The sequence below is a fragment of the Thioalkalivibrio sp. ALgr1 genome, from assembly GCF_000378285.1.
Lineage (GTDB): Bacteria > Pseudomonadota > Gammaproteobacteria > Ectothiorhodospirales > Ectothiorhodospiraceae > Thioalkalivibrio.
This window is the reverse complement of sequence record NZ_KB905135.1, coordinates 221,405-244,063: the sequence shown is the minus strand read 5'-3', so window position 1 is coordinate 244,063 and position 22,659 is coordinate 221,405. Positions and strand designations below refer to the sequence as shown.

Here is a 22,659-nt window from a genome sequence, read left to right as displayed (position 1 = left end):
GCTGGATCAGTGTTTCCCCAGCAGCTGGCGGACTTCGTCGAAGATCAGTGCAATGTCGCGGGTGCCATTCACATGCTTGAGCAGGCCGCGGCGGGCGTAGTATTCGATCAGCGGCTGGGTCTGTTCTTCATAGACCTTCAGTCGATTGACGACCGTCTTCTCGGTGTCATCGGCGCGGTGGACGAGTTCGCCACCGCACAAATCACAAACCCCTTCCTGCTGGGGCGGGAAGGTATGGGAGTTGAATACCGCGCCGCAATCGCCGCAGGAGACGCGTCCGGTCAGGCGCTGTTTCAGTTCATCGAACGGCACATCGATCTGGATCGCCTGGTCCAGCGGTGCGCCGAGCTTCTCGAGCATGGTGTCCAGGGTCTCGGCCTGGGCGACGTTGCGTGGAAAGCCGTCGAGGATGAAGCCCTTTTGTGCGTCCGGTTCCTGCAGCCGGTCGCGGATCAGGCCCAGGACCAGGTCGTCGGGTACGAGCTGGCCGGCGTTCATCGCGCTTTCGACCTGCTTGCCCAGGTCGGTCTGGGCGGCCATTGCGGCGCGCAGCAGGTCGCCGGTGGAGATTTGGGGGATACCGAAGGTGGCGACCATCTTCTTGGCCTGGGTGCCCTTGCCGGACCCCGGTGCGCCCATCAGGACGATACGCATGGCTGACTCCTGCTGCCGGGTGCGACGCCGAACCGCAGCACAAGCCGGGTACGAGGCGGCACGGTGAATGGCTATCGTGAAAGGGCCGCGGCGGTGCGGCGCAAACCGTTTCCCGAGCGCGGTCTTATACCGCCTGAGGGTAATCGGCCGCAACCGCTCAATACAGCCCGTGGCTCCCTGGCCTGACGGCGACGGGTGCCATTGCGGAGGCTCTCCCCTGTATAATGCCCCGCTCTTCAAAATAATCGGAATATACTCAAGCATGGACCTCAACCAGATCGAAGCCGGCAAGGATCTCCCCAACGACATCAACGTGGTGATCGAGATCCCCACCCAGGGCCAGCCCGTCAAGTACGAGATGGACAAGGACAGCGGGGCTCTGGTGGTCGATCGCTTTATGGCGGTCGCAATGTTCTACCCGTGCAACTACGGATTCATCCCGAACACGGAGTCGGAAGACAACGACCCGGTGGACGTGCTGGTGATCACCCCGGTGCCACTGTTGCCGGGCTCGGTCGTGCGCTCGCGCCCGATTGGCATGCTGAAAATGACCGACGAGGCCGGGGTCGACGCGAAGATCCTGGCGGTTCCGGTGAGCAAGCTGTGCACGCAGTCCGAGCGATTCAAGGGCCCGGAAGACGTGCCGAAGGAACTGCTGGACTCGATCAAGCACTTCTTTGAGCGCTACAAGGAGCTGGAGAAGGGCAAGTGGGTCAAGGTTGAGGGCTGGGTAGGCGCCGAAGAGGCCAAGGCGGAGATTGTTGCCAGCTACAAGCGTTACCAGAAGAGCAAGATCTGAGCCGGTAGCGGCCCGGCGTCAGCGCGTGGCGTGGATCGTCCCCGTATCCCCGGGGTCGGGGGTCGCCGGGTGCGCGGCGTTCGTTGTTGTGGCGGTCCGCTGAGATGGCCGGGCGCGATGACTACGGGCAGGAACAACAGGACCAGCAGCGGTATGCCGTGCGCATCCTGCTGGCGCTGGTCCTGCTCGCCGCGGTCCTGCTCCTGATCGGCTGGCGCCTGTCGGGGCTTCAGGTCGGCGCGCATACCCATTTCACCACGCTGTCGGAGAACAACCGGCTGCGGGTGGAGCCGATTGCGCCCAGTCGCGGTGTGATCCGGGATCGCAATGGTCAGTTGCTGGCGGGCAACCGCGCCTCCTACCAGCTGGAGGTGACGGTTGAACAGGCTGGCAATCTCGATGACCTCCTGGAACGACTGCATGACTTTGTCGAGCTCTCCGACGCGGATATCGAACGCTTCCGCCGCGGCGTGCGTCAGCGCCGACCCTTCCAGCCGGTGCTGCTCAAGGCGGGCCTGGACGACACCACGGTGGCCAGGATCGCGGTCTCGCGGCACGAGTTGCCGGGGGTGGAGATCGAGGCCCGTCCGATGCGCTTCTATCCGCTCGGTGACAAGTTCTCGCATGTGGTCGGGTACGTGGGCCGGATCAACGAGCAGGACCTGGCACGGGTGGACCCGCGTGCCTACGCCGGCAGCTCGCATATCGGCAAGATCGGCATCGAGCGCTACTACGAGGACCTGCTGCACGGCCGCCCGGGCTACCGTCAGGTAGAAGTGAATGCCCAGGGACGGGTGATCCGCGAGTTGTCGGTGACACCACCGGAGGCCGGTACCGACATTACGCTCACCATTGACGCGGACCTGCAGCGTGCCGCTTACCGGTCGCTGGCGGGCCGGCGGGGTGCGATTGTCGCCCTGGACCCGAACAACGGCGAGGTGCTGGCGCTGGTCAGTGCCCCGGGATTCGACCCCGAGATGTTCGTGCACGGCATCTCCCAGGCCGCCTTTTCCGATCTTCAATCTGACCCCGCGCGGCCGTTGTTCAATCGCGCCCTGACCGGGCAGTATCCGCCGGGCTCCACGGTCAAACCCCTGGTGGGGCTGGCCGCGCTGGACGAGGGGATTACCACCGCGGATCGTCGGATGTTTGCCCGTGGCTATTTTCAGATCCCCGGCCATGAGCGTCGCTATCGTGACTGGCGCCGGGAAGGGCATGGCTGGGTCGACATGTCGCGCGCCATCGCGGTCTCCTCTGACGTGTATTTCTACGACCTTGCGCATACGATGGGGATCGACCGCATGGTGCCGATGCTGGGGGCATTCGGGCTTGGGCAGCGCGTCGGTATCGACGCCACGGGCGAGCGCGCAGGTATCCTGCCCAGCCGTGACTGGAAGCGAGCGACGCACGACCAGGTCTGGTTCCCCGGCGAGACCCTGATCACCGCGATTGGCCAGGGCTACATGCTGTCGACACCGCTGCAGATGGCGGACTTCACGGCGACGCTGGCCGGGCGCGGGCAGCGCATCCAGCCGCGTCTGCTGCAGTCGATGGACAATGGCAACGGCGAACTCGAACGGCTGCTGCCGCAGCCTCGCGAGCCGGTGCAGGCGGCCCCGGAGCACTGGGACACGATTCACGAATCACTGATCGAGGCCGTACATACGCGCCATGGCACCGCCTGGGGTTCGATTGGCAGCCGCCCGCCGACGAACTACCGCATCGCGGGCAAGACCGGCACTTCGCAGGTCTTCGGGCTGGGCCAGGACGAGGAGTACGACGAGGACGAGCTGCCCCGGCATCTGTGGGATCACGCCCTGTTCGTGGGCTATGCGCCCGCGGACGATCCGCAGATCGCGGTGGCCGTGCTGGTCGAGCACGGCGGCTCGGGCGGTCGTGTGGCGGCCCCGGTGGCCCGCGAGGTGATGGACGCCTTCCTGAAAGGCGACGCCGGAATGACGCTCGACGTGGCGGAGGACGAATGATCAGCGTGACGGGGCGCGAGATGCCGCTAGGGCAGTGGGTGCTGGGGCGCCTGCGCCTGGATGGCGTGCTGCTGGTGCTGATCGGCATCTTGCTGCTGGTGGGGCTGGCGGTGCTGTTCAGTGCCTCCGGCGAGAGCATGATTGCCCTGGAGCGTCAGGCCATGCGCATCGGACTCGGCGTGACCGCGATGGTGCTGGTCGCGCAGATCCCGGTGCGCACCCTGCGGTCCCTCGCGCCTTGGCTGTTTGTGGCTGGTGTCGCGCTACTGCTGGCGGTCATGGTCGCCGGCGAGATCGGCAAGGGGGCGCGACGCTGGCTGGATCTCGGCTTCATGCGCTTCCAGCCCTCCGAGATCATGAAGCTGGCGGTGCCGATGATGGTCGCCTGGTACCTGTCCACTCGCAACGATCGGCCGCGTTTTCGCGACCTGCTGGTGACGGTGCCCCTGATCCTGGTGCCCGTTTTTCTGATCATGCGTCAGCCGGATCTGGGGACCGCGATGCTGGTGGGTGCCGCTGGTTTCCTGGTGATTTTCCTGGCGGGGCTGAGCTGGCGCTGGTTCGTCGGGCTGGGACTGGCCGCGGCCGCCGCGATCCCGGCGTTGTGGTTGCAGATGCATGACTATCAGCGCCAGCGGGTGCTGACCCTGTTCAATCCGGAGTCGGATCCGCTGGGGACCGGTTATCACATCATCCAGTCGAAGATCGCGATCGGCTCCGGCGGGCTGTACGGCAAGGGCTGGCTGAATGGCACGCAGTCGCACCTCGACTTTCTGCCCGAGCGTTCCACGGATTTCATTTTTGCGGTATACGCCGAGGAATTCGGGTTTATCGGTGTCGCACTCCTGTTGTTGCTGTATTTTGCGATCGTGGCGCGCGGGCTGTGGATCTCGGCCCTCGCTCAGGATCGCTTCGCCCGTTTGCTGGGCGGTAGCCTGGCGCTGACCTTCGCCGTCTATATGGTGGTCAACATCGCGATGGTGACAGGGCTTCTGCCCGTGGTCGGCGTGCCGCTTCCGCTGGTGAGCTACGGCGGCACATCATTGGTGACGCTTATGGTCGCCTTCGGTATTCTCATGAGCATTGCGTCGCAAAAGCGCCTGGTGAATCGATGACCCTCAACCTCCGCCCGCTGGGCACCCTTCGTTCCGTCCTCTTGCAGGCCGGGTTGATCCTGTCACTGGGGGCCTGCTCCCTGTCGAACGTCTCGGGGTCCGAGTTTCGCGCCGGTGATCCGCCGTACCTGGAGCGCGAGGAGGTCCAGGCCTTTATCGACGAACAGGTCGAGGCGGGCATGGATCGCGACGAGCTGGAGAGTATGTTCGCCGAGGCCGATCCCCAGCAACGCATCCTCGACCTGATCTCGGCCCCTGCCGAGGCGCGCCCCTGGAAGGACTATCGCCCGATCTTCGTGAACGACCTGCGCATCGAGCGCGGCGAGCGCTTCATGGAAGAGCAGGCCGAGACCCTCGCGCGCGCCGAGGAGACCTTCGGCGTCGAGCAGGCGATGATCACGGCGATCATCGGCGTGGAGACCAACTACGGGCGCAACACCGGGGGCTTCCGAGTGTTCGATGCGCTGGTCACGCTGGGATTTGACTACCCGCCGCGCGCGGACTTCTTCCGCCGCGAACTGGGCGAGTTTTTGACCCTGGTGCAGGAGGAGGACCTGGATGTCCGCGAGACACGGGGCTCCTACGCCGGCGCGATGGGGCGCGGACAGTTCATCTCGTCCAGCTACCGTCACTACGCGGTGGACTTCGACGGCGATGGTCGCCGGGACCTGCTGAACTCCTGGCCGGATGCGATCGGCAGTGTCGCCAACTACTTCCGCGAGCATGGCTGGCAGACCGGTGAGCCGGTGGTGGCACGCGCCCGGGTCGAGGGGGATGCCCACGAGGAGCTGATCAGCCGCAATTACCAGGCCCGCTTTGATCTCGACGAACTCGCCGAGCACGGCATCTATCCCGACGAGTCCGTGGCCGAGGACGGGAAGTACTCGTTCATTCGCCTCGAGGGCGAGGACGGGTATGAATACTATCTTGGCTATCCCAATTTCTATGTGATCACCCGCTACAACCGGAGCCCGCTGTATGCGATGGCCGTCCACCAGCTGGCCGAGGCCTTTGCCGAGTAAACGGTGCCGCCCTGGCGCGGCCGCCGCCGCGCCGGCGGTGTTGTTCGCGCTGATGCTGGCCGGCTGCTCGTCGGCCCCCGATCGCAAGGCAGACCCGGATCGCCCGCTGGGCGATGCGGCGTATGACGCCTACCCGGACCCGGATGACATCCCGCAGGATCTGGCGCTGATCCCCGACGCAGTGCCGACCGACGAGCCCCCGAGTCGCTACGGGAACCCGCCCGAGTACGAGGTCTTCGGGCAGCGCTACCGTACCCTGCGCACTAGCACCGGCTTCGAGGAAGAGGGTCTGGCCTCCTGGTACGGGACCAAGTTCCACGGCCGGCGAACCTCCAGTGGCGAGCCCTACGACATGTATGCGATGACGGCAGCCCACAAGACGCTGCCGCTGCCGACTTATGTCGAGGTCGTGAACCTGGAGAATGACCGTCGCGTGATTGTGCGGGTCAATGATCGCGGACCCTTTGTGGATGAACGCATCATTGACCTCTCCTATGCGGCGGCGCATCGGCTGGACATGACCGATGCCGGTGTGGCCCCGGTGCGCATTCGTGCCGTGGGGCCGGAAGACGTCGATTCGCCGCGTGTGGCCGAATCGCGCCCGCCAGTGCCGGAACCCATCGTACTCGCCGAGGCCAGCCAGGGGGGCGGCAGCAGCCCGGTCGCGACATCGTCTGATGACGCGCGCGCTGCTTCCGAAGCGAACGCCCCAGAGGCCGCCGCGAACAACGGCCGCTGGGTGCAGATCGGGGCGTTTTCCGAACGCCGAACGGCGGAGGAGATCCGGCGCGATCTCGAGGCCCTGGGCTTCGAGTCGATCGAGATCTCGACGCTGGAACGCGACGAGCAGGCGGATCTGCATCGGGTGCGTATCGGCCCGCTGGAAGAGGTCGAGCTGCAGGAGGCGACCGAGCGCCTGCAGGAGGCCGCCCACGTCGACTACCGCATCGTTGACGACTGACATCGCGTATCGCTCAGTTTTTGTGCCGCCGGGCCCGTTTGCGTTCATCTGCTCGGGCCCGGTCTGCTATCGTTAGCCATCTCTACAGGAGGCCTCGAACCACCATGATCCCCCCGCTCCATTCTGTCGCCCGCCGCGCCCTGATGACCCTCTCCCTGGCCGTGTGCGTTGCCGCCATGCCGGCGATGGCGGGTGAGCCCCTGCCGGTTCCGGGCAGTGGTGGGGCCATGCCAAGCGGGATCCCCAGCCCGCCCTCTGACGTGACGGCGAAGAGCTATGCGCTGATGGACTTCGATTCCGGTCTGGTGCTGGCCTCGCGCGAGGCGGATGTTGATCGCGAACCCGCGAGCCTGACCAAGCTGATGACGGCCTACGTCGTGTTCGGCGAGATTCGCGACGGGCGGCTGGGGCTCGAGGACACGGTGACCATCAGCGAGCGGGCCTGGCGCACGGGTATGCGGGGCGCGTCGCGCATGTTTATTGAGGTTGGCGACGAGGTGAAGGTCGAGGACCTGCTGCGCGGGATGATCATCCAGTCCGGAAACGATGCCTCCACCGCGCTCGCCGAGGCTGTGGCCGGTTCCGAGGGGGCGTTCGTCGACATGATGAACAGCCAGGCGCGTGAACTCGGGATGATGAACTCGTATTTCACCAACTCGCACGGGCTGCCTTCCGATGAGCCGCAATCCACCTCTGCTCAGGATATGGCGCTGCTGGCTCGGGCGCTGATTCGCGAGTTCCCCGACCTTTACGGCTATTACAGCGAGCGCTCGTTCGAGTTCAACGATATCTCGCAGAGTAACCGCAACATGCTCCTTTGGCGTGACGCCGGTTTCGATGGCCTGAAGACCGGCTGGACCTCTGCGGCCGGTTACAACCTGGTCTCGTCGGCGAAGCGCAGCGATCGCCGCCTGATCGCCGTGGTGCTGGGCATCGAGGCCTCCAACCACCAGGAGGGTGGTACGCGTCGGGCCAACGAGTCGCAGGCCCTGGTCAACTGGGGCATGCGTTTTACCGAACCCCAGCGTCTGTTCGAGGCGGGGACGCAGCTGGGCAGCCCGCGCATCTATCGTGGTGCGGATAGCGAGGTGTCCGTCGGGCTGGCCGAGGATTTCTGGGTGATCGTGCCCCCGGGCCGCGGTGACAACCTTGAGGCCACAATGGAATTGAACCAGCCGCTGGAAGCGCCGCTGGCCGCAGGGGCCGCCGTGGGCGAGGTGCAGGCCCGTCTCAATGGCGAGTTGATCGGGCAGCAGCCGGTCGTCGCCCTTGAAGAGATCGAGGAGGGCGGGCTGGTGCGTCGCCTATGGGATGGTGCTGCCTTGTCGCTGCGCTCGGTCTGGCCGTTCTGACTCGGGGCGAGTGTGAGCGTTGCGTATTTCAATGGCGACTTCATGCCGCTCGAATCGGTGCGTATCTCCCCGCTGGATCGCGGATTCCTGTTCGGGGACTCGGTCTACGAGGTAATCCCCAGCTACGCCGGGCAGCTGTTTCTGCTGACGGAACACCTTGAGCGGCTGCAGCGCTCGCTGGACGCCATCCGCCTCGAATCGCCGCTGTCGTTCGACCAGTGGCGGGGCATGCTGGAGGAGCTCGTCCGGCGCAACGAGGGGGATGTGCCCATCGATCTCGGGCTGTACCTGCAGGTCACGCGCGGGGTTGCCCCGCGCGACCACGCCTTTCCCGCCGGCGGGCCGCCCACGGTCTTTGCGATGGCGAATCCGATCGTGCCCCTGGCGGACACGATCCGCCAGGCCGGGGTCGCGGCGGTGACGGGGCCCGATACGCGCTGGTCCCGCTGTGACATCAAGGCCACTACGCTGCTGGCCAACGTGCTCGCGCGTCAGGAGGCCCGCGAACAGGATGCAGTCGAGGCCATCCTGTTGCGCGACGGTCAGGTGACGGAGGGTGCGGCCAGCAATGTGTTCGCCCTCGTCGACGGCACGCTGGTTACGCCTCCGCTGGCATCATCGCTGCTCCCGGGGGTAACAAGGGCCCTGGTCCTGCGCTTGGCCGCCCAGTGCGGTCTCGATGTTGTGGAGCGTGATCTGTCCGAGTCCCAGTTGCGTGCGGCCGACGAGATCTGGCTGACCAGTTCCACCAAGGAGCTCCTGCCGGTTTGTCGGCTCGACGGCCATCCGGTCGGAGCCGGGGTCCCGGGCCCGGCCTGGCAGGCCGTTCATGCCGCGTATCAGCAGGCAAAGCGCGACGCTCACCCGTCCCGGGCACCAGTCGAGGGGTGCGCATGACAGACGAGCGCGAAAGCCTGATCGAGTTTCCCTGTCGTTTTCCGATCAAGGTCATGGGCGACTCGCACCCGGAGCTCCTGGAGGCCGTGGAGGCCTGTGTGGCCGAGCATGTGCCGGACCCGGACGACGCCGTGATCCAGCAGCGCGCCTCCAGTGGCGGGCGTTTCGTCGGCATCACCATCACCTTCACCGCGACCAGTCAGGCCCAGCTCGATGACCTCTACCGGGCCCTGGGGCGCTGCGACCGGGTCCGCATGATCCTGTGACCGGTCCGCTCGTCCCCGTGGCCCGCCTGCTGGGTATGCAGCCCTACGTACCTGTCTGGCAGGCGATGCAACTCCAGGCCCGGGAGCGCGATGCGACCCGGCCGGACGCGTTCTGGTGCGTCGAACACCCCCCCGTCTTTACCCAGGGCCGTAATGGCCGCCCCGAGCATCTGCTGGACCCCGGCGCGACGCCGGTGGTCGCGATCGATCGCGGCGGGCAGGTGACCTGGCACGGCCCCGGGCAACTGGTCATCTACACGCTGGTGGATCTGCCGCGACTGGGGGTCGGGGTCCGGCGTCTGGTCGAAGGCCTGGAGCAGGCGGTGATCGATACGCTCGCGCAATGGGGTATCCACGCGCAGCGCCGGGAGAAGGCGCCAGGGGTATATGTGGACGGGGCCAAGATTGCGGCGCTCGGGCTGCGCATCCGGCACGGGCGCAGCATCCATGGGCTGGCGCTGAACATCGCCCCGGATCTGGCGCCGTTTCAGCGCATGAACCCCTGTGGCTATCCCGGCCTCGCCGCGACCTCCATGCAGCATCTGCTCGGCCCGGTGGACGCCACCCGCGTCCGCGAGCAACTGCTCGCCCATCTAGCCGAACAGCTGTTTCCCGCCGCGGTCGCGAGCATCAGGCATGAACCCTCTTTGCCGCCCGAGCTCGTCCGTGTGCTGGCGCTGGGGCGTTGTCCCGCGCCCTCAGGGTGGGACTAGTTCGGCTTCTGGAGTTTACGGTGCCTTCGGCCGGCCGCCTGCCAAGCGCTGTCTCGCCAGCGCGCCGCGAGGTACTTTCTTGCTTGCCCAAGAAAGTACCCAAAGAAGGGCACCCGGATTCCGCCCGGGGACCTTGCTCCAGGGCCCTCGGGCCGGCGGCGCTGAAACTCGCTACGCCTTCGGCTCCGCTCAGACAGTCAGCGCCCCCGTTTCTATTTTGAATCGTCCGTCCCGAGGACCCTTCCGCAAGGGGCTTCATACGGGGGGATGAAGGTCAAGACAACGGCGGTTCTGACGTTCGTGCCAATGGATGGAGGCTGGGTATTCCGACATCCGGGCACGCGCGGCCTGCGGCCTTGGCGTGCCGCGCCCGCAAGCGGGCGCCAGACCCATCGTAGGATGCCGATGAGCGCAGCGAATCGCATCAGGGTTGCCCCGACGTTGGCATGGTGCGTTTCGCTGCGCTCAACGCACCCTACAGCGCGGGAATTAGGACAGGTGCGGGAACACCGCCCGTTTTGACCTTCCCTCCCGATATGAGCCCCTTGTGGAGGGCGTGACAGGGCGGACGATTCAAAATAGACACGGGGCGCTGACTGTCTGAGCGAAGCCAAAGGCGCAGCGAGTTTCAGCGCCGCCGGCCTGGCGCGTCCGGAGCAAGGTTCCCGGGCGAATCCCGGGCGTGTTTCTTGGGTACTTCTTTGCACGAGCAAAGAAGTACCTCGCGGCGCGCTCGCGAGTGAGCGCAGGCAGGCGGCAGGCCGGAGCTACCGTAAACACCCAAGGTCGAACCAGGCCCCGCCTGAGGGCGCGGGGCGCCGCCCCGGCGGCAGGGGACGGCAGGGCGAGTCAGGCTGTTTCGAGGCCCTGGGCCTGGAGGTCGGCGTGGTAGGAGGAGCGCACCATGGGACCGCTGGCCACCTGCTTGAAGCCCATTTCGCGTGCGGCCTCGCCGAGGTCGTCGAACTCCTCCGGTGCCAGGAAGCGCGTGACCGGAAGATGATGGCGCGAGGGCTGCAGGTACTGCCCCAGGGTCAGCATGTCGCAGCCGTGTTCGCGCAGGTCCGCCAGGACCTCCAGCAGCTCCTCGCGGGTCTCGCCGAGCCCGAGCATCAGACCGGACTTGGTCGGCACCCCGGGGTGCTGTTCGCGGAAACGCTTCAGCAGCTCCAGCGACCATTGATAGTCGGCGCCGGGACGCGCCTCGCGGTAAAGCCGCGGGATCGTCTCGAGATTGTGGTTGAAGACGTCCGGCGGGGCCTGGTGCATGATCTCCAGCGCCCGGTCCATGCGGCCGCGGAAGTCGGGCACCAGGATCTCGATCTTCGTGTTCGGATTCAGCGTGCGGACCTCGCGGATGCAGTCCACGAAGTGGCCGGCGCCACCGTCACGGAGGTCGTCGCGATCCACCGAGGTGATGACCACGTACTTCAGGCCCAGCGCCTGGATGGTCTCCGCCAGGTGGCGGGGCTCGTCGGGGTCGAGGGCCTCGGGGCGGCCGTGGGCGACATCGCAGAACGGGCAGCGGCGGGTGCAGATGTCACCCATGATCATGAAGGTGGCGGTGCCGTGGGCGAAGCATTCGCCCAGGTTCGGGCAGCTCGCCTCTTCGCAGACGGTGTGCAGCTTCTGGTTGCGCAGGATGCGCTTGATACGCTGCACCTCGGGCCGAGCCTGGCTCTGGGCGCGGATCCACTTCGGTTTGCGCTGCGGCTGCTCGGTCGGGCTGATCTTGACCGGGATGCGCGCGACCTTGTCGGCGGCGCGTTGTTTTTCGCCAGGTTGGGGTCGTGTTCGAGTGGTCATAGGGTCTTCCCTGAATGGGTTGCGGTCGCTCCGCCCGATCAGGGGGCGATAGCGGCGCGATCGGGGTCAGGCGACCTCGCGGATCAGCGCGTCAATCTCGCGGCGGGCCGTGTCGATTGCCGGCAGCTGGCCGTCGTCGTCGAGCACAAAGCCGAATCGTGCCACGGCGTTCAACTTGGCCAGTGGCGTCCGGTCCGCCAGGGCGTCGTCGCCATCGCGCGTGCAGGCGCTGCGAGCGATGCGCACGATGTCGGTCAGGGGTGCTGCCGTAGCGGTTTCCGGGCCACCGGAATCGCGAATGGCCGCCATGATATCGGAAGCCAGGCCCCACTGTTGAGCAACCAGTTCGCCGATCAGGCCTTCCAGGCGATAGAGGATGCGCTCGATGTCCTCGGCACTGCGGTCGGGGTGGCTGCGGGCGACCTCGCCGATGATGGGCAATGCACCGACCCGATGCAGCAGCCCGGCCAGCAGAGCCTTTTGCGGATCGACTGCCTCGCTCTGGTCCGCCAGTACGCAGCTGATGGCCGCGACGCGGGCCGAACGCCGCCACAGGCGTTCCAGCAGGCCGTGGTAGGGGCTGTCGCGCCGAATGAAGACCTGGTGCGCAGCGAGCGCCATCACCAGTTGCCGGGTCCGTTCGAGGCCGAGACGGGAGACCGCATCGGCCAGTCGCGAGACCTCGCGCTGGCTCCCCATCGCCGGGCTGTTGGCCACCGACAGCAGGCGTGCGGCGACGCTGGGGTCTTCCTCGATGATGCGGGTGACGCGCTCGATATCGACGTCCGGGTCCTTCAGCGCCGCCTGCAGGTGCAGTGCCACTTCCGGCAATTGCGGCAGTTGCAGTTCGCCGGAGAAGGCGCGGGTGTAGATGCTGGTGAACAGCTCGCCCTCAAGGTCGGACAGCTCGATCTCGCTGACCTCCACACCTTCGCGCGCGCCATCGATCAGGTTTTCGTAGACCTTGCGGTCGAACAGGGCGATACGCCCGCTACTCGCCGCGATCGCGTGGCTGTGGTAATCGCGTTCGTTGAACAGTGGGTTCAGGGATTCCGGGCTGCCGCCCTTGAGGATGACCGACTGGCCGTCGTCAGACAGGATTACCCGGCCTTCAAGGAGAAAGATCAGGTGGCGCCATTCGTCACGCGCATGCAGCTTCAGGCCGGGCTTGATGTCCAGGGTGCTGGCGTGCTGGAGGAGCTTGTGGCGCGCACGCTCGCCGAGGTCGGCGAACGGGACCAGTTGTGGAAGACGTTCCTCGATCACCGACACCTCTACATATCAAAGAGTTTTTGCAATTCCGCCAGGTCGGCGGCCCGGGCCTCCAGGAAGGCGATCGGTTCCCCGGGGGCGGGGGCATCGATGCCCAGGAGTTCGAAAGCCTTGACCTCGGACGGGGCCGGCAGTTCCTTGCCCTCGGCCTGCAGCGCGGCGTACTGGGCGACCAGCGCGATGCTGGCATAGTCGGGTTCCGCCGGCCGGTAGCCCCAGTCGCTGCTGTGCTCCGCGACATTGACCAGGTCTCCGCCCAGGTCCCAGTAGTTGATAACCAGTACGCCGGCCAGATTGCGCAGGCGGCGAACCAGACGGGCCACCCGCTCGGGCTCCGGGTGGTCCTCGCGTACCTCGATGAACTGGATGATCGGGACGGCCCCGATGCCGGCCACCAGGCCGGCGAGCAACGCGCGCTCACGGTCCAGCAGCTTCAGGGAGTCGGCCACCAGATAGGCATAGGCCGATTGCAGTACCCCGTGCTGCCAGACCGCCTCCATCGCCTCGCGTGTAGCCGCATGACGGGCCTTGAAGGCCTGTCGCATAGCCATGTTCATGGCCAGCATGCGGGTATTGCGAAAGCCCAGGCGCGTGACCGCGTCCCGTACCGACTGGATCTGCTGCGAGCCGCGGAACAGCGGGCTGTTCGTGGCGTGCAACAAGGCCCCGGCGATGGTCCCGTCGCGCTGGATGACATCGGTCAGCTTGTCGATGTCCGCGTCTGGATCCTTGGTCAGCTCCTGGATGCGCAGGGCGACCTCGGGCATGGTCGGCAGCTCCAGACGATTGCTGGTGATCAAGTCGTACAGCTCGCCGAAAAAGGCGCCTTCCGTGTCATCCAGCTCGGTGTCGTGCATTACCAGCGAGGCACTGTGGGCCTGCTCCAGCGCCCCTGTGGGCACCTCCAGCATGCGGCAGGGCTTTTCGGTGATGATGAAATCGTGCTGGCCGGCCCCGCCGTCGAACATCTGCAGGGGCGGCTCGCTGTTGCCATCGCTGACGGTAATGCGCGAAGGGGTGCCGCCGCTGACGCGTACCAGTTGGCCGCTCAGCAGAAACAGGTGCCGGTCCGCGACGTCCTTGGGCCGCAGCCGCTTGCCAGCGGGCAGCTCCGGGCTCGCGCATGCCTGGGCCAGTTCCGCGCGGGCGGATTCCGACAGGTGCGCGGTGAGGTCCATTTCCTGGAGCAGACTGTCGATGGTCGTCGTGTCCATGAGCGATTCCGTTGCCTGTGTTTCGATCATTCCCTGGTCCGGGCGGGGCGCCAGTGGGTTCGTGTGCCCCCGGCCCGCGGTGCCCGGCCGCGCAATCACCGCCCCGGATCTGGCCGGACATTTTGCGGGAGCGTTGCGTCTTGTGACGTGGGTCTCAGTGTAGCATCCCGCGCAGGCTCAAGGCCCCCGCGGCAGGCGAAGGAAGGACGCTCGTGCGAGTCGATCAGGCCCTCGGCGCGCAGAAAGGCCCGTGCATCGTCGGCGTCCCCCTCGAACCAGCGCGCGGTCGATCCCAGGCGGAAGCTGTAGCCCCAGGCGTCCATGTCCTGCATCAGCCGGTTGCGCCCGACCCCGGGCAGGGCATCGGCGAGCAGGATCTGCAGATAGCACACCCCGCATTCCTCCAGGTCGTCGCCTCCGGCATTGGTATGCAGGGCCGCGCGGCGTTCGGGTTCCATGCAGATCAGATGGCCGGCCTCGTGCAGCGCCGAGTGCAGCGGGGTGTCCGGGCGTACATGCACGGCCAACCCGATGATCCCCGCCTCGGGCTCGCCCCACCAGGTCCCGGGCAGTGCGGCACCGGGCGGATGCATTACCAGTTGTAGCCCGTAGCGTTCGAGCAGGTCGCGTAGTGGGGTTTCGATGGTGGCATCGCCGCATTCGAGAACGGTTGAGGTCATGGGTCGGAGTTGCCGGGCAGGGCCTGGGTCTGGGCGCGGCTGCGGCGCGGGCATTCCTCCGGGTGCTTGCGGCACCAGGCATCCACCCGTTCGGCGAGGTCATCCTGAAAGCACAGGAGGTAGAAGCGGGCCTGCTCGCGGTTGGCGATGGCCGGTCGCCCGAGGGCGTCGACCACGCCGGTGCGCAATGCGGCGATGATTGCGTTGGCAGCCTTTTTTTGCGGCCAGGCGGTGATCTGGCCCCAGGCCTCGGGGCTGAAGTACAGACGTAGCAGGTCCGGGCGCGTGGTCAGCAGCATGCGCGTGACATTGCGCAGAGTCGTCTCGGCCTCGCCCCAGTCGTGGACCAGGCCGCCCTCCAGCAGGCGCTCGATCTCCTCGCGGCCCTTGGGTGAAAGCATTACCGCTCGCCGTGCCTAGGCGCTTGCGGCCTCTTCCGGCGTCAGGGCGCGGATGGACAGCGCGTGGACCTCGCCGGAGTCGATCTGGTCGCGCACGGTGGCGTAGACGGTCTGGTGCTTCTTGACCTTGTTCATTCCGGCGAACTGCGGGCTGACGACCAGGGCCTCGAATTTGCCCTCGCCCCCGGTCACCTCGACCTTCTCGGCCTCCGGCAGGCCGGCGCGGATGAGTTCGGCCACTTGATTGGCTTCCATGGTGAGTCCTTGATGTCGATGTGTATGTCGGCAGAGGCCGCATGATAGCCAGTGGCGTGGCGCTACAGAAGGGCGAGGTGGCCCGGCTCCGGGAACTCGTGGTAGTGGTGGGGTTCCGAACGGGAGATAGTCGCGGTACGCACACTGGCTTGGTGCCGGCAGCGACTACCGGTTAGTATTAGTAAATACTGATATAACGGACAGGCCCATATGGCCCTGGAGGACACCGCATGATTTTCAAGCAGCTGTTCGAGGAAGAATCGTCCACCTACACCTATCTGCTGAGCTGCCCGGACACGGGCAAGACCGCGCTGATCGATCCGGTGATCGAGACCGTGGACCGCGATCTGCGGGTGCTGCAGGAGATGGGGCTGAGCCTCGACTACGCGATCGAGACGCACATCCACGCCGACCACATCACCGGCGGCAAGATGCTGCGCGAGCGGACGGGCTGCCAGCTGGCCGGCCCGGCGCTGGACGAGCTGCCCTGTCGCGACGTCGGCCTGCGCGAGGGCGAGCCCTTCCAGGTGGGGAATCTGGTGATCAATCCCCTCTATACCCCGGGGCATACCGATTCCCATCATGCCTATCTGATGGATCACGTCGGCCTGAAGATGTTGTTCTCCGGGGACGCCCTGCTGATCGAGGCCTGTGGCCGCACCGACTTCCAGTCGGGTGACGCCAAGACCCTGTACCGGTCGATCCATGACAAGTTCTTCACCCTGCCAGACGAGACGCTGGTATATCCGTGCCACGACTACGAAGAGCGCCAGATCACCACCATCGGGCAGGAGAAGATGCGCAACCCGCGTCTGGGCAAGAACAAGCCCGAGGCCGAGTTCGTCAAGATCATGGAGGAGATGGACCTGCCGTATCCGAAGAAGATCGACTGGGCGCTGCCCGGCAACGAGGGCTGCGGGATCTGCCCGGACAACCTGCCGGACGAGAAAAAGCGCCTCTGCGAACCGGATCAGCAGGGCTGATCGAGGTGTCGGGGCCGATCACGCGGCCCCGACACTGGCATCGGAGTGTGGCGGACGGTTTTGCCCGCCCACCGGGACCCCTTACACTCCACCGTCATGACGGACACCAATCCCGTGGATCGCCTGCGCGCGATCATGGCGCGCCTGCGTGATCCCGAGCAGGGTTGTGCCTGGGACCGGGCGCAGACCGCTCAAACTATCGTGCCCCACACACTGGAGGAGGCCTTCGAGCTGGCCGATGCGATCGCTCGCGACGATGGCCGCGAGGCGGCCAGTCGCGAGCTGCGCGACGAACTGGGCGATCTCCTGTTTCAGGTGGTCTTCCAGGCGCGGATCGCGGAGGAGGCGGGGCGTTTCGACCTCGATGACATCGCACGTGCGATCGGCGACAAGCTGGTGCGGCGCCACCCGCATGTATTCGCCGATGCCGAATACTCGGATGATGCCGCCCGCGAGGCCGCCTGGGAATCGGCCAAGGCCGAGGAGCGCGCCGCGCGCGACCACCACAGCGCGATGGACGACATCCCGCTGGCGATGCCGGCCCTGGCCCGTGCCGCCAAGACCCAGCGCCGCGCGGCCCGGCTGGGCTTCGACTGGGGCGACCCGGCCCCGGTGCTGGAGAAGATCCACGAGGAACTGGACGAGGTCCGCGAGGAGCTGGCCAGCGACGCCGATCCCGAGCGCGTGGCCGAGGAGATCGGCGACCTGCTGTTTGCCGTGACCAACTGGGCGCGTCATCTGGGAGTGGAACCGGAGGGTGCGCTGCGTGGCACCACGCGCAAGTTCGAGGCGCGCTTTCGTACCATGGAGGCCCTGGCCCGCGCGCAGGGGCAGGCCTTGGAACAACTGGATTTCGACGCCCAGGAGGCTCTCTACCAGGAGGCCCGGCGGCGTGAACGCGACACCAACACGGACCCCAAATGACACACGCCGTTGAACTGCCCGAACACTTCATGCCGGCCCGGATCGAGGCGATCGAACAGGTTACGCCGCTGATCAAGGTCTTTACTCTGTCGGCCGACCCGGCGCGCTTTGCCAGCAAGGCCGGGCAGTGGCTGGATCTGGTGATCCCGCAGGCCGCCGGCAAGCCGTTTGTCGGGGGGTATTCGGTGGTCTCCGCGCCGCGCGATGACGGGCGGCTGCAGCTCGCAATCAAGTACGCCGATCACCATCACGCCACGCACTACCTGCACTCCACCGCACGCGAGGGAGATACGGTCTACATCACCCCCGGCCAGGGCAGCTTCTTCTTCGAGCCGGGTATGGCGCGGAACGTCGTGCTGCTGGGCGCGGGGATCGGGGTCACGCCGCTGTTCAGCATCCTGCGTGCGGTCAATGACGGCATGCCGGACGTCTACGCCCATCTCGTCTACAGCGTCGCTCACCAGGACGAGATGCTGTTCCCCGACGAGCTGGCGCACCTGGCCAAGGCCGAGAACATCGACGTAACGCTGACAGTGACGCGCGAGGCTGAGGACTGGCTGGGCCACACCGGGCGCATCAGCCACGAGCTGCTGGAGTCCCTGAACCTGCCGCGCGACGCCCTGTTCTACTTCTGCGGTTCGCGCGAGTTCATCGAGGATATGGCCACGCTTCTGGCCGAGTGGGGAATCCCCGAGGCGCAGCTCAAGTACGAGAAGTGGTGGTAGCGCCGCCGCGCTTGCCCCCCGTTATTGCGAGGAGCCGCAGGCGACGCGGCAACCGCCCGGAGCTGGACGTCGCTTTGGGGTTTGCTGGCTAGCGGATACCGCTTGCTTCGTCGCGAGGTTCCTCGCAATGACGGGGAGGCAGGTTACGGCCGGCGGCGGTCGCCGGGGCGCAGGGCGTTGTCCGGTGCCAGGATCGTCGGCTGGCCGTCCAGGGCCGGGTCGGTCTCGGGGTAGTCGCGAATAAAGTGCAGCCCGCGGCTTTCCTTGCGGGACAGGGCGCTGGTCACGATGATCTCCGCGACCATGGCCAGGTTGCGCAGCTCGAGCAGGTCCGGCGAGATGCGGAAATGGCTGTAATACTCGTGGATCTCTTCCTGCAGGATGCGGATGCGGCGCTCGGCGCGGTGCAGGCGCTCGCGGGTTCGCACAATGCCGACGTAGTCCCACATCAGGCGGCGCAGTTCATCCCAGTCGTGGGCGACCACGACCTCCTCCTCGGATTCCGTGACCCGTGACTCGTCCCAGGCGGGCGGTGCCGCGAGCTGCTCCGGCGCGGGCAGGTCGGTCTGCGAGAGGATGTGCTCGGCGGCCGCGCGGGCATAGACCAGGCACTCCAGCAAGGAATTGCTGGCCATGCGGTTGGCCCCGTGCAGGCCGGTATAGGAGACCTCGCCGGCCGCGTACAGGCCGGGCAGATCGGTCTGGCCAAAGTGGTTCACCATCACCCCGCCACAGGTGTAGTGCGCGGCCGGCACCACCGGCAGCGGCTCGCGGGTCATGTCGAAGCCGAACTCCAGGCAGCGCTCATAGATCGTGGGGAAGTGCTCGCGGATGAACTCTGCCGGCTTGTGGCTGATGTCCAGGTTCACGTGATCCAGGCCGAGACGCTTCATCTCGTGGTCGACCGCGCGGGCGACGATGTCACGCGGGGCCAATTCCGCACGCTTGTCGAAGCGCGGCATGAAGCGCTCGCCGTTGGGGAGCAGCAGCAGACCGCCCTCGCCACGCACCGCCTCGGAGATCAGGAACGACTTGGCGCGCGGATGGAACAGGCAGGTCGGGTGGAACTGCATGAACTCCATGTTCGCGATGCGACAGCCGGCACGCCACGCTATCGCGATCCCGTCGCCGGTGGCGCCGTCGGGGTTGGAGCTGTAGAGGTAGACCTTGCTCGCGCCGCCGGTCGCCAGGATCACGGTCGGGGCGAGGATGGTTTCCACCTCGCGGGTCTTGGCGTCCTGCACATAGGCGCCGACCACGCGCCGGGTTCCGTCCACGGGCTGGGTGATCAGATCCACTGCCACGTGGCGCTCGAAGACCTCGATGCTGGCCTGCCCGGAGGCGCTCTTCACGAGGGCATCCTCGATTGCGCGGCCGGTCGCATCGGCGGCATGGGCGACGCGCCGGGCGCTGTGCCCCCCCTCGCGGGTCAGGTGCAGGCGGCTGCGCCCCTCCAGGGCCTCGCGGGTGAACGGCACGCCGAGGTTCAGCAGCCACTGGATTGCCTCGGGGCCGGCGGCCACGGTGCGCCGGACCGCGTCCGGATCGCACAGGTCGGCCCCCGCATCCAGGGTGTCGGCGATATGGGCATCGAACGAGTCGGCGCGGTCGAGAACGGCGGAGATCCCGCCCTGCGCATAGCGGGTCGAGCCCTCGTCCACTGGACCCTTGCTGATTACGGTGACGCGGCGATGCGGGGCCAGATGCAGGGCAGCGGAGAGCCCCGCTGCGCCGCTCCCGATGACCAGTACGTCGGCCAGGCGAGGTTGTTGTACTGTTCCCATGGCTCAGGTAACGTGCTGCGCTTGTTGCCCGAGCAAATCGTGGCCCTTTCGCAACAGTGTTGTGCGGAAAGCGAACTTAATGCGAGTCAGGCGGTCCATGCTTCATAGATTACCGGAGACCGGTGCCCTGGCGGGAGCCCCCGCATGAGCGAGAAGGCTTCCGACGAGGCTCTGGTCAAACGCGTACAAACCGGCGACAAGGCGGCTTTCGACATCCTGGTGCTGAAGTATCAGCACAAGATTATCAACCTGGTCGGGCGCTACGTGCATGATCAGGCTGCCGCCCAGGATGTGTCCCAGGAGGCCTTTATCAAGGCGTACCGGGGACTGGCGAACTTTCGCGGCGAGAGTGCGTTCTACACCTGGCTCTACCGCATCGCGATCAATACGGCCAAGAACTACCTGGTTTCCCAGGGACGGCGGCGGCCGGAGGCCGAAGTCGACGCACAGGACGCGGAACAGATGAGCGGTGACTCCGCTCTCAAGGACAATGCAACCCCGGAGGGGGAGCTCTTGTCCGAGGAGATAGAAGGCGCGGTGCAGCGCACCATCGAGAAACTGCCCGACGACCTTCGCATGGCGATTACGCTGCGCGAAATCGAGGGACTGAGTTACGAAGAAATCGCGCAGACGATGGGATGTCCGATCGGTACCGTACGGTCGCGCATCTTCAGGGCCCGCGAGGCCATCGACCGGACCTTGCGTCCTTTGTTAGACGAAGAATGACGAGAAGCACCATGAAAGAACAAGTCACCAAGAATGAACGTCTATCCGCCCTCGTAGACGGAGAAACGGATGACTTCGAGACGCGGCGCCTGATCGACGAGCTGGTCAAGTCCGAAGAGGATCGCAATCAGTGGGAACGCTATCACCTGATCGGTGACAGTCTCCGCGGCGGGCTGCGCAACACGGCCCCCGCACATTTCATGGATGACATCCGCACGGCCCTGGCGGACGAACCCGCCCTGCAGGGTGTGCCCCGGCGCGAATCGCCGCGCTGGCTGAAGCCCGTCGCCGGCACCGGAGTGGCCGCGGCCGTGGCGATGGTCACGCTGGTGGGTATGCAGATGCTGGGGGATCAACCCGGTCAGGATGCGACCCCGGTGGCCGTGGAAAGCGGTACCCCGGCGGCTACGGGCGACGTGCAGACGGCCAGCTCCCGCGCCGGTGCCGAAGATCCCGCACAGGCGGAAGTTGGCGAGTCCCTGGATCCGCGGTTTGCCCGCTACCTCGAAAATCATGCCGAACTGACCGGCCCGGGCTCTTCGGCCTTGGGACGCGTACGCTACTCGGTCAGCGACGAGTAATACGTCATGTGGCGTGGGCTGCCGCTCGTTCTGGCCGCAACCGCGCTCTGCCTTCCGGCGCAGGTGCTGGCGGACGAGGTCTCGCCGTCGGAATGGCTTGAGCGCATGACGACAAGCCTGCATGCGGAGAGCTATCAAGGCACCTTCGTGCTGCAGCGCGATGACCGCATCGATACCATCCGTGTGGTACATGTCGCCGATGATGGCGGTTACCGAGAACGCCTCGAGACCCTGACTGGCGCCGAACGCGAGATCCTGCGCTCGGTGGATCGCCTGAGTGCAATCAAGGGCGCGCGCGGTGCCTCGGGAGACGGGGCGCAGTCACCGTTGGGCCCTGCCGGCGCGCCGGTCTCCCTGTTGGAAACACATGACCTCTATGCGCTGAAGATCCAGGGCCTGGACCGCGTGGCCGGTTATCCATGCACCCTGATTATGGCGCGCGCGCGGGATGCCCTGCGCTACAGCCATCGCTACTGTCTCCATATGGACAGCGCCCTGCCGCTCCTGAGCGAGCTGTACGATCCCAAGGGCAAGCTGCTGGAACGGCTTGCCTTCACCGATCTGGAGTTGAGTGACGAGATCGCCGAGAGCGAACTCGAGCCGACGACCGATCAGGCCGAGCACATCGAGGTGCGCGCCGATCGCGGCCACAAGAAGCCCCAGTGGGACGACGACAATGGCCTGGGTGGCTGGAAGTTTGGTGAACTCCCCCCTGGCTTTCAGGCAGTCGCCGCCACGGAGCGCTCGCTGGGTAACGGGGACGAGGTCTCGCGCCACTTCGTGCTGAGTGATGGTCTGGCCTCGGTGTCGGTCTATGTAGAGCCGGCGGATGGCGAGAAGAGTTTCGAGGGTACAACCCGTGCCGGCGCCACGCATGCCGCTGCACGGGTGATGGCCGGACATCAGGTCACGGCGGTCGGCGATGTCCCCCATATTACGGTCCAGCAGGTGCTGGACGCGGTCTATTACCAAGGCGCCGCGGGCGAGTAAGGCCGGTGGGGCACTGGATCGAGGAACAAGGTGTCGTGCTCGCGGCCGAGGCGCACAGCGCGCGCGTGCGCATCGAGCGCCAGTCCACCTGCGGAAGCTGTTCGGCCCGCACCGGCTGCGGTAGCGGTGTGCTGTCCGAGGTGCTGGGGCGAAAGGCCGTGGAGGTGACCATCGGCCACCCGGGTCAGCTCCGCGCCGGCGATCGTGTGATCATCGGGATTCGCGACCAGGCCCTGGTCTCGGGGGCCCTGGCGATGTATCTGCTGCCACTGCTGGGCCTGGTCGCCGTGCCGGGGCTGCTGATGCTGGCCTGGCCGCTGCTGGGCGAGGGCTGGCTGATGCTGGCCGGTGCGGCGGGTTTCGTGCTGGGGCTCGGCGGGGTTCGGTACTGGATGCGCCACCGCGCACCGGATCTGGCGCCGGTATTCCTGCGCCGCGAGCCCGACGCCGGTGTGGTCCGGGCGCAGGGCCGTCCGCGTCCGATCGAATAATGCAGGCAATCGCCGGGAACTTGTCCCGGTACGAATTTTCTAGAGCATGAACGCACGAGCAAG

At 66.3% G+C, this 22,659-nt stretch carries 24 protein-coding genes; 16 read left to right on the top strand and 8 right to left on the bottom strand.

Features of this window, described 5'->3' with window-relative positions:
* Positions 1–6: 6 nt before the first annotated feature.
* On the bottom strand, positions 7–654 hold the full coding sequence (locus tag F466_RS0110605; protein WP_018138662.1) for an adenylate kinase: 648 nt from the start codon (positions 652–654) through the stop codon (positions 7–9).
* Between the two features lie 262 nt (positions 655–916).
* Between F466_RS0110605 and ppa the strand changes: the two genes are divergently transcribed.
* The 9 genes from ppa to lipB all read left to right on the top strand — a co-directional run bounded on the left by ppa (position 917) and on the right by lipB (position 9,764).
* Positions 917–1,453, top strand: a complete 537-nt coding sequence (gene ppa, locus F466_RS0110600) for an inorganic diphosphatase (RefSeq protein WP_018138663.1) — start codon at positions 917–919, stop codon at positions 1,451–1,453.
* A 104-nt stretch (positions 1,454–1,557) separates the two neighbouring features.
* Positions 1,558–3,438, top strand: coding sequence for a penicillin-binding protein 2 (mrdA, locus tag F466_RS0110595; RefSeq protein WP_018138664.1), 1,881 nt, complete (start codon positions 1,558–1,560; stop codon positions 3,436–3,438).
* Positions 3,435–4,553 carry a rod shape-determining protein RodA gene (rodA, locus tag F466_RS0110590; protein ID WP_018138665.1) on the top strand — a complete coding sequence of 373 codons (1,119 nt, stop codon included), beginning with the start codon at positions 3,435–3,437 and terminating at the stop codon, positions 4,551–4,553. Before mrdA ends, rodA begins: the two co-directional genes overlap by 4 nt.
* Complete coding sequence (gene mltB, locus F466_RS0110585; protein ID WP_018138666.1) at positions 4,550–5,575, top strand: lytic murein transglycosylase B; 1,026 nt, start codon at positions 4,550–4,552, stop codon at positions 5,573–5,575. The genes rodA and mltB overlap by 4 nt, the downstream gene beginning before the upstream one ends.
* Positions 5,532–6,536 carry a septal ring lytic transglycosylase RlpA family protein gene (locus F466_RS0110580; protein WP_038038390.1) on the top strand — a complete coding sequence of 335 codons (1,005 nt, stop codon included), beginning with the start codon at positions 5,532–5,534 and terminating at the stop codon, positions 6,534–6,536. The genes mltB and F466_RS0110580 overlap by 44 nt, the downstream gene beginning before the upstream one ends.
* Positions 6,537–6,640: 104 nt before the next feature.
* Positions 6,641–7,888, top strand: coding sequence for a D-alanyl-D-alanine carboxypeptidase family protein (locus tag F466_RS0110575; RefSeq protein ID WP_018138668.1), 1,248 nt, complete (start codon positions 6,641–6,643; stop codon positions 7,886–7,888).
* Between the two features lie 12 nt (positions 7,889–7,900).
* The gene (locus F466_RS0110570) at positions 7,901–8,785 is read left to right on the top strand and encodes a D-amino acid aminotransferase (protein ID WP_018994081.1); all 885 of its coding nucleotides are present in this window, start codon (positions 7,901–7,903) and stop codon (positions 8,783–8,785) included.
* Positions 8,782–9,051: a YbeD family protein gene (locus tag F466_RS0110565; RefSeq protein ID WP_017925710.1), complete on the top strand. Its 270-nt coding sequence runs from the start codon at positions 8,782–8,784 to the stop codon at positions 9,049–9,051. Before F466_RS0110570 ends, F466_RS0110565 begins: the two co-directional genes overlap by 4 nt.
* A complete protein-coding gene (lipB, locus tag F466_RS0110560) occupies positions 9,048–9,764 on the top strand; it encodes a lipoyl(octanoyl) transferase LipB (protein WP_018994080.1) in 717 nt (238 codons plus the stop codon). The genes F466_RS0110565 and lipB overlap by 4 nt, the downstream gene beginning before the upstream one ends.
* 849 nt (positions 9,765–10,613) lie before the next feature.
* Here the strand turns inward: lipB and lipA are convergent.
* From lipA to F466_RS0110530, 6 genes are all read right to left on the bottom strand, one after another.
* A complete protein-coding gene (gene lipA / locus F466_RS0110555) occupies positions 10,614–11,570 on the bottom strand; it encodes a lipoyl synthase (protein WP_018138068.1) in 957 nt (318 codons plus the stop codon).
* Positions 11,571–11,636: 66 nt separating this feature from the next.
* A complete protein-coding gene (locus F466_RS0110550; RefSeq protein ID WP_026182189.1) occupies positions 11,637–12,836 on the bottom strand; it encodes an HDOD domain-containing protein in 1,200 nt (399 codons plus the stop codon).
* Between the two features lie 8 nt (positions 12,837–12,844).
* Positions 12,845–14,056, bottom strand: coding sequence for an HDOD domain-containing protein (locus F466_RS0110545; protein WP_026182190.1), 1,212 nt, complete (start codon positions 14,054–14,056; stop codon positions 12,845–12,847).
* 95 nt (positions 14,057–14,151) lie between these two features.
* A complete protein-coding gene (locus F466_RS13745; protein ID WP_018175436.1) occupies positions 14,152–14,736 on the bottom strand; it encodes a hypothetical protein in 585 nt (194 codons plus the stop codon).
* Positions 14,733–15,137, bottom strand: a complete 405-nt coding sequence (locus F466_RS0110535) for a hypothetical protein (protein WP_018994079.1) — start codon at positions 15,135–15,137, stop codon at positions 14,733–14,735. Before F466_RS0110535 ends, F466_RS13745 begins: the two co-directional genes overlap by 4 nt.
* Before the next feature lie 15 nt (positions 15,138–15,152).
* Complete coding sequence (locus F466_RS0110530) at positions 15,153–15,392, bottom strand: BolA family protein (RefSeq protein WP_018138073.1); 240 nt, start codon at positions 15,390–15,392, stop codon at positions 15,153–15,155.
* A gap of 230 nt (positions 15,393–15,622) precedes the next feature.
* Here F466_RS0110530 and F466_RS0110525 point away from each other — a divergent pair, with 230 nt between their 5' ends.
* The 3 genes from F466_RS0110525 to F466_RS0110515 all read left to right on the top strand — a co-directional run bounded on the left by F466_RS0110525 (position 15,623) and on the right by F466_RS0110515 (position 18,024).
* The gene (locus F466_RS0110525; RefSeq protein WP_018138074.1) at positions 15,623–16,375 is read left to right on the top strand and encodes an MBL fold metallo-hydrolase; all 753 of its coding nucleotides are present in this window, start codon (positions 15,623–15,625) and stop codon (positions 16,373–16,375) included.
* 96 nt (positions 16,376–16,471) lie between these two features.
* Positions 16,472–17,299 (top strand): nucleoside triphosphate pyrophosphohydrolase, encoded by an 828-nt coding sequence (mazG, locus tag F466_RS0110520; RefSeq protein ID WP_018175438.1) that lies wholly within the window; start codon positions 16,472–16,474, stop codon positions 17,297–17,299.
* Positions 17,296–18,024, top strand: coding sequence for a ferredoxin--NADP reductase (locus tag F466_RS0110515; RefSeq protein ID WP_018138076.1), 729 nt, complete (start codon positions 17,296–17,298; stop codon positions 18,022–18,024). Before mazG ends, F466_RS0110515 begins: the two co-directional genes overlap by 4 nt.
* A gap of 143 nt (positions 18,025–18,167) precedes the next feature.
* On the opposite strand, the gene nadB is transcribed toward F466_RS0110515, so the two are convergent.
* On the bottom strand, positions 18,168–19,808 hold the full coding sequence (nadB, locus tag F466_RS0110510; RefSeq protein ID WP_018138077.1) for an L-aspartate oxidase: 1,641 nt from the start codon (positions 19,806–19,808) through the stop codon (positions 18,168–18,170).
* A 144-nt stretch (positions 19,809–19,952) separates the two neighbouring features.
* Here nadB and rpoE point away from each other — a divergent pair, with 144 nt between their 5' ends.
* Genes rpoE through F466_RS0110490 form a run of 4 tightly spaced genes read left to right on the top strand, consistent with a single transcriptional unit; the run spans position 19,953 to position 22,596 of the window.
* Positions 19,953–20,534, top strand: a complete 582-nt coding sequence (rpoE, locus tag F466_RS0110505; RefSeq protein WP_018138078.1) for an RNA polymerase sigma factor RpoE — start codon at positions 19,953–19,955, stop codon at positions 20,532–20,534.
* A gap of 11 nt (positions 20,535–20,545) precedes the next feature.
* Positions 20,546–21,115, top strand: coding sequence for a sigma-E factor negative regulatory protein (locus F466_RS0110500; RefSeq protein WP_018175440.1), 570 nt, complete (start codon positions 20,546–20,548; stop codon positions 21,113–21,115).
* A gap of 6 nt (positions 21,116–21,121) precedes the next feature.
* Positions 21,122–22,105 (top strand): MucB/RseB C-terminal domain-containing protein, encoded by a 984-nt coding sequence (locus tag F466_RS0110495; protein ID WP_018175441.1) that lies wholly within the window; start codon positions 21,122–21,124, stop codon positions 22,103–22,105.
* A 5-nt stretch (positions 22,106–22,110) separates the two neighbouring features.
* Positions 22,111–22,596, top strand: a complete 486-nt coding sequence (locus tag F466_RS0110490; RefSeq protein WP_018138081.1) for a SoxR reducing system RseC family protein — start codon at positions 22,111–22,113, stop codon at positions 22,594–22,596.
* The last annotated feature ends 63 nt before the right edge of the window (positions 22,597–22,659 follow it).

Coding starts and splice junctions, on each gene's coding strand:
- lipA (WP_018138068.1), bottom strand. CDS start 11,570: ATGACCACTCGAACACGACCCCAACCTGGCGAAAAACAACGCGCCGCC.
- F466_RS0110525 (WP_018138074.1), top strand. CDS start 15,623: ATGATTTTCAAGCAGCTGTTCGAGGAAGAATCGTCCACCTACACCTAT.
- nadB (WP_018138077.1), bottom strand. CDS start 19,808: ATGGGAACAGTACAACAACCTCGCCTGGCCGACGTACTGGTCATCGGG.
- rpoE (WP_018138078.1), top strand. CDS start 19,953: ATGAGCGAGAAGGCTTCCGACGAGGCTCTGGTCAAACGCGTACAAACC.
- F466_RS0110580 (WP_038038390.1), top strand. CDS start 5,532: ATGCGATGGCCGTCCACCAGCTGGCCGAGGCCTTTGCCGAGTAAACGG.
- F466_RS0110535 (WP_018994079.1), bottom strand. CDS start 15,137: ATGCTTTCACCCAAGGGCCGCGAGGAGATCGAGCGCCTGCTGGAGGGC.
- ppa (WP_018138663.1), top strand. CDS start 917: ATGGACCTCAACCAGATCGAAGCCGGCAAGGATCTCCCCAACGACATC.
- F466_RS0110530 (WP_018138073.1), bottom strand. CDS start 15,392: ATGGAAGCCAATCAAGTGGCCGAACTCATCCGCGCCGGCCTGCCGGAG.
- mrdA (WP_018138664.1), top strand. CDS start 1,558: ATGGCCGGGCGCGATGACTACGGGCAGGAACAACAGGACCAGCAGCGG.
- F466_RS0110565 (WP_017925710.1), top strand. CDS start 8,782: ATGACAGACGAGCGCGAAAGCCTGATCGAGTTTCCCTGTCGTTTTCCG.
- F466_RS0110575 (WP_018138668.1), top strand. CDS start 6,641: ATGATCCCCCCGCTCCATTCTGTCGCCCGCCGCGCCCTGATGACCCTC.
- F466_RS0110545 (WP_026182190.1), bottom strand. CDS start 14,056: ATGGACACGACGACCATCGACAGTCTGCTCCAGGAAATGGACCTCACC.
- mltB (WP_018138666.1), top strand. CDS start 4,550: ATGACCCTCAACCTCCGCCCGCTGGGCACCCTTCGTTCCGTCCTCTTG.
- F466_RS0110500 (WP_018175440.1), top strand. CDS start 20,546: ATGAAAGAACAAGTCACCAAGAATGAACGTCTATCCGCCCTCGTAGAC.
- rodA (WP_018138665.1), top strand. CDS start 3,435: ATGATCAGCGTGACGGGGCGCGAGATGCCGCTAGGGCAGTGGGTGCTG.
- F466_RS0110605 (WP_018138662.1), bottom strand. CDS start 654: ATGCGTATCGTCCTGATGGGCGCACCGGGGTCCGGCAAGGGCACCCAG.
- F466_RS13745 (WP_018175436.1), bottom strand. CDS start 14,736: ATGACCTCAACCGTTCTCGAATGCGGCGATGCCACCATCGAAACCCCA.
- F466_RS0110495 (WP_018175441.1), top strand. CDS start 21,122: ATGTGGCGTGGGCTGCCGCTCGTTCTGGCCGCAACCGCGCTCTGCCTT.
- mazG (WP_018175438.1), top strand. CDS start 16,472: ATGACGGACACCAATCCCGTGGATCGCCTGCGCGCGATCATGGCGCGC.
- F466_RS0110515 (WP_018138076.1), top strand. CDS start 17,296: ATGACACACGCCGTTGAACTGCCCGAACACTTCATGCCGGCCCGGATC.